This is a genomic window from Oceanihabitans sediminis, assembly GCF_003337215.1.
GTDB classification, from domain to species: domain Bacteria; phylum Bacteroidota; class Bacteroidia; order Flavobacteriales; family Flavobacteriaceae; genus Oceanihabitans; species Oceanihabitans sediminis.
Genome location: NZ_QPIG01000001.1, coordinates 93,408 through 108,953 on the forward strand (window position 1 = coordinate 93,408; position 15,546 = coordinate 108,953).

Genomic DNA, 15,546 nt, shown 5'->3' on the forward strand with positions numbered 1-15,546 from the left:
CTTGTCATTGGTTTTTTAATACCTCAAAATTTAAAAATGCCTGTTCAAGGAGCATCAAAATCTGATTATAATCAAAAGTCTTTTTGGTTTTATCCTTGGGGAAAATCTGTAACCCACAAAGGTGTAGATATTTTCGCAAAAAAAGAAACTCCGATTAATTCATCTACATCTGGCCTTATATTATTTTCTGGCACAATTCCTATAGGAGGAAATGTTGTTTTGGTTCTCGGTCCTAAATGGCGATTACATTACTATGCACATCTGCATGAAGCGAAAAAGCCTTCATTATCATTTGTTAGTAAAAACACTATTATCGGAACCGTGGGAGCAACGGGTAATGCAGCAGGAAAAACACCACACCTACATTATTCTATTATGACAGTAATACCATACGTTTGGCAAATTGATTCCGACAGGCAAGGTTGGAAAAAGATGTTCTACCTAAACCCTATAAAATATTTTTAATATGAAAACCTTTACTTTAATTCTATTCCTAATAAGCTCTCTAAGTATTATCGGCAAAAGCAATCAAATACCTGGAGATTATCTTTATAAAAGTGGAAACGCAAAACATAATATTGAATACAAACTTCAACTATTTAAAGACGGAACTTTTACTTTTCATTCCCTTACAAATATTGAAAATCCTCCACAAAAAAACTATCTATTCGGAAAAGGGACTTGGGCTAATGAAGCCAAAGTAATTACTTTCCATACCAATAAAGAGAACGATATTAACGAAAATACACTCTAAACCTTAACGATACCAAAGCTAGATTTATCACAAAATCACCTCGTGATAAATCAAATAAAATAGTTCCTACAAGTCTTCAGTTTTTTAAATCAAAAATATTTTGGATAGAAAGATTAAAAATCAATAAATCCTAAAAACACTTACTACAGCAGAAATAATAAATTCTACTCCTATCGCAATTACTATAAAACCTATAATTCTTGACAATGCATTAATCCCAGATGCACCAAGCGATTTGGCTATAAAGAAAGAGCTTTTTAAAATCAAATAAATACAAATAGCAGCCGAAACGATTGCTCCAAGAATAATTAAAACACTCTGTAACTCTTGAAATTCTTGATTATAAGCAATAAGTAAAGATATGGTTCCCGGACCAGCAATCATTGGAATTGCTAACGGAGTTAAGGATATTTCAGATCGGTTTTCTATATCCTTTTTCACTTTTTCCTTTTTCATCCCCTTATGCTTATTAAAATCTCCCGTTAACAAAGCAAATCCAGAAGTAGCAATTATCAACCCTCCTGCAATTTTTAAAGAGTCTAATGTTATTCCGAAGAATGACAGAATAAACTTCCCTAGAAAAAAGGAAATAAGCAATATAATTAACACGTTAAACGAAGTCCAAAATGCTATTTTATTACGTTCTAACCTACTATTTTCTTGGGTCAACCCTACAAAAACAGGTACGGTTCCAAAAGGGTTCATTACAGAGAATAAAGCTCCAAAAATCATTAAAAATAATTCCATTTCTTTTTGCCACAAAATTTGTTCTATTTGTCCGCTTTTGAATGAATTTTATGCGAAGTTTAGGTTAAGTTAATGCTACCAAAACAAGGGGGTAATCAAGCTAACAAATGAAGAAGATGCAAAATAAATAGGAACACCTCATTTTGTTTCACTAATTTAGTTGTAAGCAAAGTATTTATAGTAATTACATGAGAAGTATCAACAAAAACATCTACTTAATCTGCATCGTTTTCATCTCATTCATCTGTGGTTTTAGTCAGCAAACGAGTCTTAAAGATACTACCAATAAAGAGGTTTCTATTTTATTTATAGGAAACAGCCTAACTTACACAAACAATCTTCCTCAATTAGTAAAAGACCTCGCTAAGAAACAAAAAATAGAGGTAGCGTATAAAATGCTTGCTTTGCCAAATTACTCCCTTGAAGATCATTGGACAAACGGAACAGCCCAAGAATTAATCACTAAAAACCAATATGATTTTGTGATAGTTCAGCAAGGCCCATCTTCGCAAATTAAAGGCAGAGAAATGTTACTAGAATATGGTGAAAAATTTCAGAGTATCTGCAAACCAAACAATGCAAAACTATGTTTCCTAATGGTTTGGCCGTCTTTAACATATTACCATACTTTTGAAAATGTCATTAAAAACTACAGTCTTGCTTCGAAAATAAACAATGCCATACTACTCCCCGTAGGTCTAGAATGGAAAAACCACTTTGGTAGCACTAACGATTTTCAATATTATGGTGCAGATGGTTTTCACCCTTCATTAAAAGGCAGTAAAGAAACAGCCAAAATTATAGTGAAACATTTATTGCTAAAAAGTTGAATCTTATATTAAACTATATAGTTAGCAAACAACTATTCCTTTGTTTTAATAAATTTCGGATTCACATACAATTTACCTTCTTTCAGCTTCTTCCAATAAGCCCTCATATCGGCATTAATTTCTGGAGCCATAATGTACAAGCCTATAATATTTGGAAAGGACATAGCAAGAATCATCATATCTGCAAAACTTAAAACAGCTCCTAAACTTACCGAAGCACCTAATACAACAAAAACCAAATACATGACTTTATAAACCATCTCTAGTTTTTTACTTCTTCCAAATAAATAAGTCCAAGAACGCATTCCGTAATAAGACCAAGAAACCATAGTTGAGAAAGCAAACAAAAATACAGCAATCGCTAAGACAGACGGGAACCAAGAAACAACACTTCCAAAGGCATCAGCTGTAAGCTCTACACCTCCTAGTCCGCTATTTGTTTCATGCATTCCAGTAAAAATTAAAACTAAAGCAGTCATGGTACAAACCAACATGGTATCAATAAATGGCTCTACCAAGGCAGTAAAACCATCTGCAATTGGGTTATTTGTTTTTGATGCACTATGTGCAATTGCAGCAGAACCAACCCCTGCTTCACTAGAGAATGCCGCACGTTGTAGCCCTATAATTAACACACCAATAAATCCTCCTTTTAATGCGTCTGCAGAAAATGCTCCTTCAAAAATTGCAGTAATAGCACCTCCTATATATTCAATATGATATCCTATCACAATCAAACATCCTAAAACATAAAAAATCGCCATTACCGGAACCACTTTCGCTGTTACTTTGGCAATACTTTTAATACCCCCTATAATCACCGCTCCAACTAATAAGGCAAATCCAATTCCGAACCAAAAACCTTGTCCTTGTAAAAACGGAATTTGCTCTGAAACAATTTTAAAAGCCTGATTAGACTGTAACATATTTCCACCACCAAACGAAGCACCAACACCAAGCACAGCAAATAAAATCGCTAAAAACTTTCCTAATTTTTTAAGGTTTTGTTTTTCTAAACCATAGCGCAAATAGTTCATTGGCCCACCAAAAATCCTACCTTCTTCATCTATAAAACGATATTTTACACCTAAAGTACATTCGGCAAACTTTAAAGACATACCAAAAAATCCTGCTAAAAACATCCAAAAAGTAGCACCTGCTCCTCCTAAAGAAATTGCCACAGCAACACCTGCTATATTCCCTAGACCAACAGTTGCAGAAACCGCGGTTGCCATTGCTTGAAAATGCGTAATCGTACCAGGTGCATTAGGGTCGTCATACTTCCCTTTTGCTAAATCCATAGAGTGTTTGAATCCGCGAATATTCACAAATTTTAATCGTAGAGTAAAAAACACCGATCCTAAAATAAGCCAAATCACAATAAACGGAATCGTATTGGTTTTCACATCTCCATTAGGATGTAAAAGAGCTTGTGGTTCTTGAAATTGTATTTCACCTAACGGAAGCGCTTTAAAAGTTCCAACTGCTGGTTTTCTAGAAATAACATCTCCCTGTTTAGATATATGTTGTAAAACCCCTGCTGCTGAAGCTGTAAAAGGTATTTCTATTTTTTGTTCATTTTCTAGTATGGCAATTTTCTCTCCTTTTTTAACTTCTGCACCATCTTCAACAAGCCATTTTTTTAATAGAAATTTCTCACGAGCACCTACCTCCTCTTTGGATAGTAAAATACTTTTAGAAGAAGTATATACCACAGGATCATAAATTCCTAAAGTAGCAAAAGGATCCCAAAACAAAATAGCTCCAAGCACATCTACGGCCGGTTGCACTTTACTATTAAAAATCTCTGTAATAGATTCTGCTGGAATTTTAAATGTCTTTGAAGTATTATTTCCTTCAGCATCACTAATAGTAACAGAATGGTTCATTCCCTCTATCAAGCCAACAGATTTCGAAGATTCTAAGTCGGTATTTACATTACTCCATTTATATTCATAAGGAGCTTCCCCCCCCTGAACCGAAACTTTCGCAATACCGTTATTTATTTCGGAAGAAGGGTTTTGAAGTTCTAGCTTTATCGTCATTTTGCCTCCTGACGAAACCTGAGCATTTGAAATAAAATATATAAATAGCGTAAAAAGAACAAAAAGTCTTATTTTTATCATGAAAACAGTAAATTTTTTATGGTTTTTTATGGAAAATCACAATTTACGGATTAACAAAAGGTCTGACAAAACATTCAATATTTATTTTTATTTCAGAACAAGATTTTGCTGTTTTTTCCCAAAAAAAGAGAAAACAAGTTTGTTTTTTTAATAATTCCTCTATATTTGCCCTGAATTTAGAACCGAAATGAGAAATTTATCTATTATTCCTGCTATTATTATTGCAATTGTGATTTTCACACCTGCAACAGGGATGCTATAGAAAAAATATAAAATATATTTAAAAGCCTCCCGAGAAATCAGGAGGCTTTTTTTATTAGTTAAAACAAAATGACAACACATACAAACATTATTATTATCAGCATTATTATTCGCTCCCGAGAGTGAGGATTTCTGGTATCTATAATACTAAGCCTTTCTCACTCACCTGAGAAAGGCTTTTTTTGTTTAAAGACTTAAAGAACACATAAAAAATCTATTGAAAACAACAACACCAAACATAGAACAAACACACATCATGACAACTTTCACTAACATTATTATCAGCATTATTAATATTCGCTCCCCCGAGTGAGAAATGCTGCTATACCTATACCTAAGCCTTTCTCATTCATTTGAGAAAGGCTTTTTTTTTAACCAAAAATCAAAATTTAATAATCACATACCATGTACTACAACGACAACACAGTAATTTATCTAGACGGAAAATTTGTTAAAGCTAACCAAGCTTCCACAGATTTATACAGTCAAACGCTTCACTACGGATACGGCGTTTTTGAAGGAATTCGCGCCTATGCTACAGAGAACGGAACTCAAGTTTTTAAATCTTATGAGCACTTCGAACGCTTGAAAAGATCAGCAGAGCTTATTCAAATTCCATTCGCGTATGATGTGCAAGCCTTAGTAGATGCTACGGATGAATTGTTGCGTAGAAATAAGCTAACAGATGCCTATGTTCGTCCTTTGGTGTTCTGTGATCCCAACATGACACTAGCGCGACCAAACAATGTTTCTATCATGATCTGCGCTTGGGAATGGGGCGCATATTTGGGCGACAAACAATTGCGTTTAATGGTTTCTTCTTATTGCCGACCTCACCCCCGCTCTATAAAAATTGAAGCCAAAGTCTGCGGACATTATGTGAATTCAATTCTTGCTACAAATGAAGCCAAAGATAAAGGCTATGACGAAGCCTTGCTTTTGGATAGCGATGGTTTCTTGGCAGAAGGTCCGGGTGCTAATTTATTCTTCGAAAAAGATGGTGTTTTATTCACGCCGCAATTGGGAAATATCCTTCCCGGAATTACGCGCGCAACAGTGTTAGAAATAGCCGAAGAACTTGAAATGGAGGTTCAGCAAGGCTTATTTAAGCCGAATGAATTATTTGAAGCAGATAGTGCTTTCTACTGTGGAACAGCCGCTGAAGTCATTGGAATTGCTTCGGTTGATGAAACTGTATTTCCAAAAGCTTGGAAAGATTCATTAGGGAAAAAATTACAAGATGCTTACTCAAAAAGAGTGAGAGAAACTTCAAACGTATTGAGCAAAAACTAATCATGAAAACTTTAAATAAATACAGTAAAACAATCACGCAAAACGAATCTCAACCTGCTGCACAAGCTATGCTTTACGGTATAGGGTTGACGGAAGAAGATATGCAAAAAGCACAAATCGGGATTGTGAGTACAGGTTACGAAGGGAATACCTGCAATATGCATTTGAACGACTTGGCGAAAGAAGTCAAAACAGGGGTTCAAAACGAAAACCTTGTTGGATTGATTTTCAATACGATTGGCGTAAGTGATGGGATTTCCAACGGAACAGATGGAATGCGATTTTCTTTAGTTTCCCGTGATGTTATTGCTGATTCAATCGAAACCGTGGTTAGCGCACAATGGTATGACGCAGTTTTAGCCGTAGTGGGTTGCGATAAAAATATGCCTGGTTCTATCATCGCCATGGGCAGATTAAATCGTCCTGCGATCATGGTTTACGGTGGAAGTATTCATTCTGGAAAATGGAAAGGTGAATCTTTGAACATCGTTTCGGCTTTTGAAGCCTTGGGAAAGAAATTTAACAACACGATAAGTCCAGAGGATTTCAAAGGCGTCATCAAAAATGCTTGTCCAGGTGCAGGTGCTTGTGGCGGAATGTACACTGCCAACACGATGGCTTCTGCCATTGAAGCTCTGGGAATGAGTTTACCTTACAGTTCTTCAAATCCTGCTTTGAGCGCTGAGAAAAATCAAGAATGTTTAGCTGCTGGAAAGGCGATACGCGTATTACTTGAAAAAGACATCAAACCAAAAGATATCATGACCAAAAAGGCATTTAAAAATGCCATTACCATGGTTACCGTTTTGGGTGGTTCTACCAATGCGGTCTTACACTTAATCGCGATGGCGCATGCTGTAGAAATCGAGTTAACATTAGAAGATTTCCAGAAAATCAGCGATAAAGTTCCTGTTTTAGCCGATTTAAAACCAAGCGGAAAATACCTGATGGAAGATTTACATGCTGTTGGTGGTGTTCCTGCAGTGATGAAATATTTACTGGCCAACAACTTGCTTCACGGGGATTGTTTAACCGTAACAGGAAAAACAGTTGCCGAGAATTTAGCTGAAGTTCCGAGTTTAACGGCAGGTCAGGAAGTGTTTTTCTCATTGGATTCTCCTGTTAAAGAAACGGGGCATTTGCAAGTTCTGTTTGGGAATTTGGCACCGAATGGAAGTGTGGCGAAAATCAGCGGAAACGAAGGTGAATTTTTTGAAGGTTCTGCAAAAGTTTACAACGATGAATACGAAGCAATTGATGGAATAAAAAGCGGCGAAGTGAAATCGGGAGATGTAGTGGTGATTCGCTACTGTGGACCGAAAGGAGGTCCTGGAATGCCAGAAATGCTCAAGCCAACTTCTGCTATCATGGGCGCTGGCCTTGGGAAAAGTGTTGCGCTTATTACCGATGGAAGATTCTCAGGTGGAACACACGGATTCGTGGTGGGACATATCACGCCCGAAGCTTATGAAGGAGGAACGATTGCTCTTATTGAAAATGGTGACACCATTACCATTGATACGAAGAACAATACCATGAATTTAAAAGTGAGTGAAGAAGAATTGGCGCAACGAAAGTTGAATTGGAAACAGCCTGAACTTAAAGCGAAAAAGGGAGTGTTGTATAAATATGCAAAGTGTGTTTCGTGTGCATCTACAGGTTGTATAACAGATAAATAATGAAAGAAATGACAACAACAAAAACAACAGGCGCTCAAGCGGTAATGAAATCTTTAGTCGCGGAGCAAGTCGATACAATATTTGGATATCCCGGAGGAGCAATTATGCCGATTTATGATGCTTTATACGACTATGAAGATGCGGTAAAACACATTTTAGTTCGTCATGAACAAGGCGCAACACATGCTGCTCAGGGTTATGCGCGAACATCAGGGAAAACGGGAGTAGTTTTCGCCACTTCTGGACCGGGAGCAACGAATTTAATTACAGGTTTGGCGGATGCCATGATCGATTCAACGCCTTTAGTTTGCATCACAGGACAAGTTGATTCGAAATTACTGGGAACAGATGCTTTCCAGGAAACAGATGTGGTGGGGATTTCTATGCCGATTACAAAATGGAATACCCAGGTAACCAAAGCAGAAGATATTCCAGCGGCGATTGCAAAGGCATTTTATATAGCGAAATCTGGTCGTCCAGGACCTGTTTTAATCGACATTACCAAAGATGCACAGTTTGGTGAAATGGAATTTCAGTACGAAAAATGTACGACGATCCGAAGTTATCGTCCGAAACCTAAATTGAATTCAGCCTTGGTAGAAGAGGCTGCAACTTTAATCAATGGAGCGAAAAAACCGTATTTATTGATCGGTCAAGGCATCATGCTATCGAATGCCGAACAGGAACTTTTGAATTTCGTTGAAAAATCTGGAATTCCTGTGGCTTCTACTCTTTTAGGATTGGGTGCTTTCCCAAATCATCATCTTTTATATGCTGGTTATTTAGGAATGCACGGAGATTACGCGGCGAATGTCAAAACCAACGAATGTGATGTGCTGATTGCTATCGGAATGCGCTTCGACGATAGAGTGACTGGAGATGTTTCTCGTTATGCCAAACAAGCAAAAGTGATTCATGTGGATATTGACGCTTCGGAGTTGAATAAAATCATCAATGCTGATGTTGGAGTTCATTCCGATGCAAAAGAAGCACTGACTTTATTGACAGAGCTCGTTCAAGAGAAAAAGCATACGGCTTGGTTACAGGAATTCAGAGATCTTAAGAAAGTTGAGGTTGAAACTTTGCAAAAAAGTACAGACGAATCATTCAGCGATGAGATAAAAATGGAAGAAGTGATTAAGATGCTTTCTGAAATTACCAAGGGAGAAGCTGTTGTTGTTACCGATGTTGGTCAGCACCAAATGTTGACTGCGCGTTATTACGAATACAATAAAACGAAGAGCAACATTACATCTGGAGGACTAGGAACGATGGGATTCGCACTTCCAGCGGCGATTGGAGCGAAGTTCGGAGCACCAGAAAAAACAGTCGTTGCCATAATCGGAGATGGCGGATTCCAAATGACTTTACAGGAATTGGGAACGATTTTACAAAGTGAAGTAGATATAAAAATCATCATTCTCAACAATCGATTCCTTGGAATGGTGAGACAATGGCAACAAATGTTTTTCGAAAAACGCTATTCTTTTACCAATATGGTCAGTCCGAACTTCATTGCTTTGGCTCAGGCATATTCCATCAGCGCTAAAAAAGTTGAAGCTCGTGAGGAACTGAAAGAGAATTTATTAAAAATGTTGCATCACAATGGTCCTTATTTACTTGAAGTCATGGTCGCAAAAGAGGAAAATGTTTTCCCAATGATTTGCACAGGCGCTTCGGTTTCAGAAGTACGATTAAACTAATAAAAAAATGGAAAAAACATATACCGTTTCGGTTTTTACAGAAAATAGCATTGGAATGATGAATCGTGTGACTATTGTTTTCACGCGTAGACATTTAAACATTGACAGTATTACGGCTTCTGAATCTGAAGTCCCTGGCGTATTTCGCTACACGATTGTTTTAAGAACAACTCGCCAACAGGTAGATAAGGTGGTAGGTCAACTGGAGAAAGTAATCGATGTAATCAAGGCTTTTGTTCATGAAGAAAATGACATCGTTCATCAAGAGGTTGCTTTGTATAAGATTAGGACAGAAACATTAACGAATGGCGATGTCGAAAAGGTAATTCGTGAACATCATGCACGAGTATTAACAGTTGACCCTCAATTTATGGTCATCGAAAAAACCGGACATGTTGAAGAAACACAATTGCTTTTCGAAAAGCTCAGACCGTATGGAGTGCTGGAATTCGCAAGATCTGGAAGGGTGGCAGTAACGAAACCGATGAAGGAGTTGAGTACATACTTGGAGGAGATTTAGATAATTATGAATTGTTCAATTACGAATTAAAAAAAATATCACTCAACAGATTTACGAATAAACGATTTGCAGAAAAACAAATTAACAACTTCACAAAAAAACGAATTAACAAATAAACAATAGAAAAAATGGCAACAATAAATTTTGGAGGCGTATTAGAAAACGTAGTAAAGCGCGATGAATTTCCGTTGGGGAAAGCGCAAGAAGTATTAAAAAATAAAACCGTAGCTGTAATCGGTTATGGAGTTCAAGGACCTGGGCAGGCGCTCAATTTAAGAGACAATGGAGTAAATGTCATTGTGGGTCAACGCAAAGGAACTGGAAGTTGGAAAAAAGCTTTGGCAGATGGTTGGGAAGAAGGAAAAACACTTTTCGAAGTGGAAGAAGCTTGTGAAAAAGCAACTGTAGTGATGAATTTACTTTCTGATGCGGGTCAAATTCAAGCTTGGGAAGGAATGAAAAAACACTTAACCAAAGGGAAAACGCTTTATTTCTCTCATGGATTTGGCGTAACCTTCCACGAAAAAACAGGAATTGTTCCTCCTACGGATATCGATGTTGTTTTAGTTGCACCGAAAGGCTCGGGAACTTCGCTGAGAAGTTTATTCTTGAGTGGTCAAGGTTTGAATTCCAGTTATGCCGTTTTCCAAGACGCAACAGGAAAAGCAGAAGAACGTGCTCTGGCATTAGGAATCGCCATTGGTTCGGGATATTTATTCGAAACAACATTCCAAAAAGAAGTGTACAGTGATTTAACAGGAGAACGAGGTGTTTTAATGGGCGCTGTAGCAGGAATATTTGAAGCGCAATTCAATGTTTTACGTCAACGTGGACATTCGCCAAGTGAAGCATTTAACGAAACTGTGGAAGAATTCACACAAAGTTTAATGCCGCTGATTGCAGAAAACGGAATGGATTGGATGTTTGCTAATTGTTCAACCACTGCACAACGTGGAGCATTGGATTGGAAAGGAAAATTCCGAGACGCAACAGAACCTGTTTTGAATGAATTATACGACAGTGTTGTTTCAGGAAAAGAAGCAGAAATCTTAATCGAAGCGAATAGTAAAGCAGATTATCGTGAAAAATTAGAAGAAGAACTCAGCGTTATGCACAACAGTGAACTTTGGCAAACTGGATTAGAAGTGCGAAAATTAAGACCTACGAAATAATGGAATTATTAGACAAAGTTTATGAAGCTAGGGAACGAATAAAAAACGTTGCGCTGCATACACCTTTAATGAAAAATGAAAACTTGAGCGAGGAATTCTTCGCTCAAGTTTACTTGAAACGGGAAGATTTACAACCCGTTCGCTCTTATAAATTGAGAGGTGCGTACAACAAAATTGTTTCGCTGAAAGACGAAGAAAAAGCCAAAGGAGTAGTATGCGCAAGTGCTGGGAATCACGCTCAAGGAGTTGCTTTTGCTTGCCATAAATTGAATATTAAAGCGGCGATTTTCATGCCGGTGACCACTCCACCACAAAAAACAAAACAAGTCAAGCTCTTCGGGAAAGACAAAGTTGAAGTGATTTTAAAAGGCGACACTTTTGATGAAGCTTATGAAGAAGCCATGCTATTTTGCAAAGTATCCGAAGCAATTTTCATTCATCCCTTCGACGATGAAAAAGTCATGGCTGGACAAGGAACAATAGCTTTGGAATTGTTAGAAGACAGCAAAAATCCCATAGATTATTTGTTTGTTCCGATTGGGGGAGGTGGTTTAGCCGCTGGAGTAAGTTCGGTGTTTAAACAACTGAGTCCGCATACGAAAATCATTGGTATTGAACCTGAAGGTGCTCCATCCATGAAAAATTCAATTCAAAATGAAGTCAACACAACTTTGGAGGACATTGATAAATTTGTAGATGGTGCTTCTGTAAAACGTGTGGGAGAAAAAACTTTTGAAATCTGCAAGAACAACATTGAGGACATTATCCTTGTTCCCGAAGGAAAGATTTGCACCACGATTTTACGTTTGTACAATGAAGAAGCCATTGTCGTAGAACCTGCTGGAGCATTAACCATTTCTGCACTCGACTTTTACAAAGATCAAATCAAAGGAAAAAACGTAGTTTGTGTGGTAAGTGGCAGCAACAACGACATCATCCGTACGGAAGAAATCAAGGAACGGTCTTTATTGTATGAAGGATTGAAGCATTATTTCCTCTTGAAATTCCCACAACGTCCGGGTGCATTAAAGGAATTCGTTAACGACATTTTAGGTCCAAACGACGACATCGCCTATTTCCAATATTCAAAAAAGAACAACCGAGAAACCGGTCCTGTGGTCGTTGGAATTGAGTTGCAAAACAAAGCCGATTTATCTGGAATTGAAGCAAATTTAAAAGCGCAAAAGTTTACCTATCAGTATTTGAATGGAAATAGGGATTTGTTTACGCATTTGATTGGTTAAATATTAAAAAAACAAAAAGCCTAATTCATTCATCCTGAATTTTCCTTAGTTCATTCAATTTATTCCCGTATTCAATATTCTTTGATTGTTATTTAATAGACTAGCTGATACATTTGACTTATATAATAATTAAAATCAAAAAAAGATGAACAGAGAATTAGTTTTTTTAAGAGTGTTTGCTTCTATAGTAGCGATTGGTGTTGTATTCACTAGCACAACTGCGTTTAACCAAGGTGACAATCAAAGATTCAGTGAAATAGATGTAGAACGTATCAATATAAATGAAAAAGATGGTAGCGTAAAAATGATCATCACCAATGTAGACCGTTTTCCGAATGGGAATGAGAGAATCAATCAACGACCTACTAATGAAGATAGGAAAAAACGTTCTGGAATGTTATTCTTTAATGAAGATGGTATAGAGTGTGGTGGGTTCATTTATGATGGAAAAAAGACAGAAAATGGACATACAGCTGGGCTTTCGTTAACTTATGATCAATACGATGGAGATCAGGTAATGCAATTACTTACCCAAGATTTTGGGCAAGGAGATAAAAGAAGTGTGAGTAGTTCTTTGGTTTTTAATGATCGTCCGAGCAAAGAATCTCAACTAAAGCTAATGGAAATAAACAAAGAACTAGATACATTACGCGCGACTGACCCTAAAAAAATGCAAGAAAAATACTTACAATACCAAGAAGAGGGCTTGATTGGTAGTGTTCCACGTGTTATGCTCGGGAAAACTAGAAGTGAAAATAATGGTTTATTTTTGTTTGATGACCAAGGAATGCCTAGAGCCATGTTTTATATTGACAAAGAAAATAATGCTAAACTAGATTTCTACGACGAAAATGGAAATATATTAGGGTCATTTCCTCAAAAATCAAACTAAAAAAATTTAATTTTTTAAATAGTCCTATCCAACAATAGGACTATTTTAGTATTTTGCTTCTTTAACTTTTAAATGAAAGATATTCTTCAAAAAACTAGTCAGAACCGCTACTTTCTGTTGTTCATTTTAATCTTTGCTTATGTGCAATCCATCTACACACGTATCTCCGTTAGTAGACAGATAGACACCTATACCTTTACACCAGAGGCAGCCTTAGTTACATTATTGACTTCGGCCTATTTATTTTCTATTCTATACTTTTTCATCAGGAAGTGGCAGAAAAGAGAGCTACCTGATACTCGCCTTGTTTTAAAAATATTTGGAGCTTCTCTCCTCACCTATTTAGTTTCTTTGGAATTGATGAGTTTTTTACTAGCTGCAGTATTGGGGAAAATTGAACAAAATTTCAACCAACACACCTTTAGCCTTGCTTTGTTTTCGCGTTTCTTAGACGGCATAATCTATGGGAGTTTTTTTCTAGCCTATTACTATTATCATAAAAACAAGCAGTACCAGCAAAAGCTTGTGTGTTACAACCAAGCGATTACAGAAAGTAAAATAAATCAGTTAAAGACACAATTAAATCCGCATTTTCTGTTTAATAATTTAAATGTTTTGGATCAATTAATTGAGGAAGACAAGCATAAAGCCTCTGACTTTTTAAATGAATTTTCGGAAATATATCGCTATGTTCTACAGTCCTCTGAATCGGAATTAGTTGATATCCACGAAGAAATAGCTTTTGCGAAACAATACTTTAAACTTATTGAATATAAATATGGGGGTGCTTATCAATTACATATAGAAGAAACTAAAAATAAGGCTTACGTTGTGCCTTTAAGTCTACAATTATTGATTGAAAACGCCATAAAACACAATCTTGGAACGCAGGAAAACCCCATCATTATCCATATCTCTTTAACGGAAAACATCTTGGTTGAGAATAATGTAAATCTAAAACGAAATATAAACAGATCGTCTGGAAAAGCTTTACAGAATCTTCAAGCCCAATACCAATTATTATCCCAAAAACCCATAAAAGTTAAGGCTACTAGCACCAGTTTTATCGTTTCAATTCCCTTAATTTATAAAGCATAAAAATGATTAAAATTCTAATTATTGAAGATGAGATTCCTGCAAGGAAAAAGCTTAAAAGATTTATTGAAGAAGTAAAAACTCCATATGAAATCATAGCCGAAATAGACACCATAGAAGCCGGTATCGATTTTTTACATAAGCATCAAGTAGATCTAATTTTCTCGGATATTGAATTATTAGATGGAAATGCTTTTGAGATTTACCAAGAAGTTAAAATTACTTGCCCCATCATATTTACCACTGCTTATCATCAATTCTTGATGAACGCTTTTGAGAGCAATGGTATTGGCTATTTGCTAAAACCCTTTTCTAAAGACCGTTTTCAAAAAGCGTGGGATAAATTTATGTTATTAAATAACATGCCTACTTCTGAAAATCAAAGCTTATTACAACTTACTGAGCTTCTTAAATACAATTTATATACAAAGACGTACAAAAAACGTTTTATCATCAATTCACAAAAAGGAATTTACTTTTTAGAAGCAGAGAATATCGGTTTCTTTCAAGCTCAAGAAGGTGTTGTTTTTGCTTACGATTTTTTGGGTAATAAACACATGCTAACCGAGACTAGCTTAAAGGAAATAGAAGAACAACTTAATCCTATAGATTTCTTTCGCATCAATCGATCTGAGATGGTACAAAAATCACATATTGTCATGATAGAACGATATAACAAAAACTCACTCGCTGTCAAATTAAAAGCTAAGGATAATTACTTAAAAACAAGTCAGTCTAACACGGCAAGATTTAGAGCATGGCTAGAAGAATAATTGATTGGACTACATTTATAGCAGACCGATCAAAAGAATTGAGTAGTTATTTACTAAGTCGATAGATTAAAGATTAATTAATTTTTAAAAAATTAAAGAATTCATATAAAAAAATAAAATTGAAACCTCAATATATTGAAAGCTAACATAGCAGTGTTGCCTTTTCGTATTCAATTATAGCTGATTAAGATGTACTGAATCATGTACCTGCAATATAAAACTTAAAACTGAAGACATAAAAAAAAGGGTTGTGAATACACAACCCTTTGAATTAATTAGCTTTAAGCTTCGTAGCGGGAACTGGACTCGAACCAGTGACCTTCGGGTTATGAGTTTAACTAAAACCCTTATTTTACGCTATTTACGCCTTATATAAATTAAATCATGTACCTGGTTATGTACTCTGATTTATAATAATTTTCTATTCAAATATAGTAATTATTATCTAAAATTGTAT

The 15,546-nt window shown here is 36.1% G+C and carries 14 protein-coding genes; 12 read left to right on the top strand and 2 right to left on the bottom strand.

From position 1 onward, the window contains the following. Window positions 1–36 precede the first annotated feature (36 nt). Together DU428_RS00425 and DU428_RS00430 are read left to right on the top strand one after the other, a co-directional pair. Window positions 37–465, top strand: coding sequence for a M23 family metallopeptidase (locus DU428_RS00425; RefSeq protein ID WP_113965544.1), 429 nt, complete (start codon window positions 37–39; stop codon window positions 463–465). Window position 466: 1 nt separating this feature from the next. After that, window positions 467–754 carry a hypothetical protein gene (locus DU428_RS00430; protein ID WP_072348658.1) on the top strand — a complete coding sequence of 96 codons (288 nt, stop codon included), beginning with the start codon at window positions 467–469 and terminating at the stop codon, window positions 752–754. A gap of 120 nt (window positions 755–874) precedes the next feature. Here the strand turns inward: DU428_RS00430 and DU428_RS00435 are convergent, their stop codons facing one another. Next, window positions 875–1,501 (bottom strand): MarC family protein, encoded by a 627-nt coding sequence (locus DU428_RS00435; protein WP_072348656.1) that lies wholly within the window; start codon window positions 1,499–1,501, stop codon window positions 875–877. A 188-nt stretch (window positions 1,502–1,689) separates the two neighbouring features. Between DU428_RS00435 and DU428_RS00440 the strand changes: the two genes are divergently transcribed. After that, window positions 1,690–2,331 carry an SGNH/GDSL hydrolase family protein gene (locus DU428_RS00440; protein WP_072348654.1) on the top strand — a complete coding sequence of 214 codons (642 nt, stop codon included), beginning with the start codon at window positions 1,690–1,692 and terminating at the stop codon, window positions 2,329–2,331. 32 nt (window positions 2,332–2,363) lie between these two features. Here the strand turns inward: DU428_RS00440 and DU428_RS00445 are convergent, their stop codons facing one another. Further along, window positions 2,364–4,457: an amino acid carrier protein gene (locus DU428_RS00445; RefSeq protein WP_113965545.1), complete on the bottom strand. Its 2,094-nt coding sequence runs from the start codon at window positions 4,455–4,457 to the stop codon at window positions 2,364–2,366. A gap of 666 nt (window positions 4,458–5,123) precedes the next feature. On the opposite strand from DU428_RS00445, the gene DU428_RS00450 reads away from it, so the two are divergent. The 9 genes from DU428_RS00450 to DU428_RS00490 all read left to right on the top strand — a co-directional run bounded on the left by DU428_RS00450 (window position 5,124) and on the right by DU428_RS00490 (window position 15,089). Continuing rightward, window positions 5,124–6,011: a branched-chain amino acid transaminase gene (locus DU428_RS00450; RefSeq protein WP_113965546.1), complete on the top strand. Its 888-nt coding sequence runs from the start codon at window positions 5,124–5,126 to the stop codon at window positions 6,009–6,011. Window positions 6,012–6,013: 2 nt separating this feature from the next. Then, a complete protein-coding gene (ilvD, locus tag DU428_RS00455; protein WP_113965547.1) occupies window positions 6,014–7,690 on the top strand; it encodes a dihydroxy-acid dehydratase in 1,677 nt (558 codons plus the stop codon). An 8-nt stretch (window positions 7,691–7,698) separates the two neighbouring features. Further along, complete coding sequence (gene ilvB, locus DU428_RS00460) at window positions 7,699–9,393, top strand: biosynthetic-type acetolactate synthase large subunit (protein WP_113965880.1); 1,695 nt, start codon at window positions 7,699–7,701, stop codon at window positions 9,391–9,393. 7 nt (window positions 9,394–9,400) lie between these two features. Next, window positions 9,401–9,913, top strand: a complete 513-nt coding sequence (ilvN, locus tag DU428_RS00465) for an acetolactate synthase small subunit (protein WP_072348646.1) — start codon at window positions 9,401–9,403, stop codon at window positions 9,911–9,913. 128 nt (window positions 9,914–10,041) lie between these two features. Continuing rightward, window positions 10,042–11,085, top strand: coding sequence for a ketol-acid reductoisomerase (ilvC, locus tag DU428_RS00470; protein ID WP_113965548.1), 1,044 nt, complete (start codon window positions 10,042–10,044; stop codon window positions 11,083–11,085). Beyond that, window positions 11,085–12,329 (top strand): threonine ammonia-lyase IlvA, encoded by a 1,245-nt coding sequence (ilvA, locus tag DU428_RS00475; protein WP_113965549.1) that lies wholly within the window; start codon window positions 11,085–11,087, stop codon window positions 12,327–12,329. The genes ilvC and ilvA overlap by 1 nt, the downstream gene beginning before the upstream one ends. Window positions 12,330–12,474: 145 nt before the next feature. Further along, window positions 12,475–13,221: a hypothetical protein gene (locus DU428_RS00480; protein WP_113965550.1), complete on the top strand. Its 747-nt coding sequence runs from the start codon at window positions 12,475–12,477 to the stop codon at window positions 13,219–13,221. Between the two features lie 72 nt (window positions 13,222–13,293). Beyond that, a complete protein-coding gene (locus tag DU428_RS00485) occupies window positions 13,294–14,319 on the top strand; it encodes a sensor histidine kinase (protein ID WP_072348638.1) in 1,026 nt (341 codons plus the stop codon). A gap of 2 nt (window positions 14,320–14,321) precedes the next feature. Continuing rightward, window positions 14,322–15,089 carry a LytR/AlgR family response regulator transcription factor gene (locus tag DU428_RS00490; RefSeq protein WP_072348636.1) on the top strand — a complete coding sequence of 256 codons (768 nt, stop codon included), beginning with the start codon at window positions 14,322–14,324 and terminating at the stop codon, window positions 15,087–15,089. Window positions 15,090–15,546: the final 457 nt, after the last annotated feature.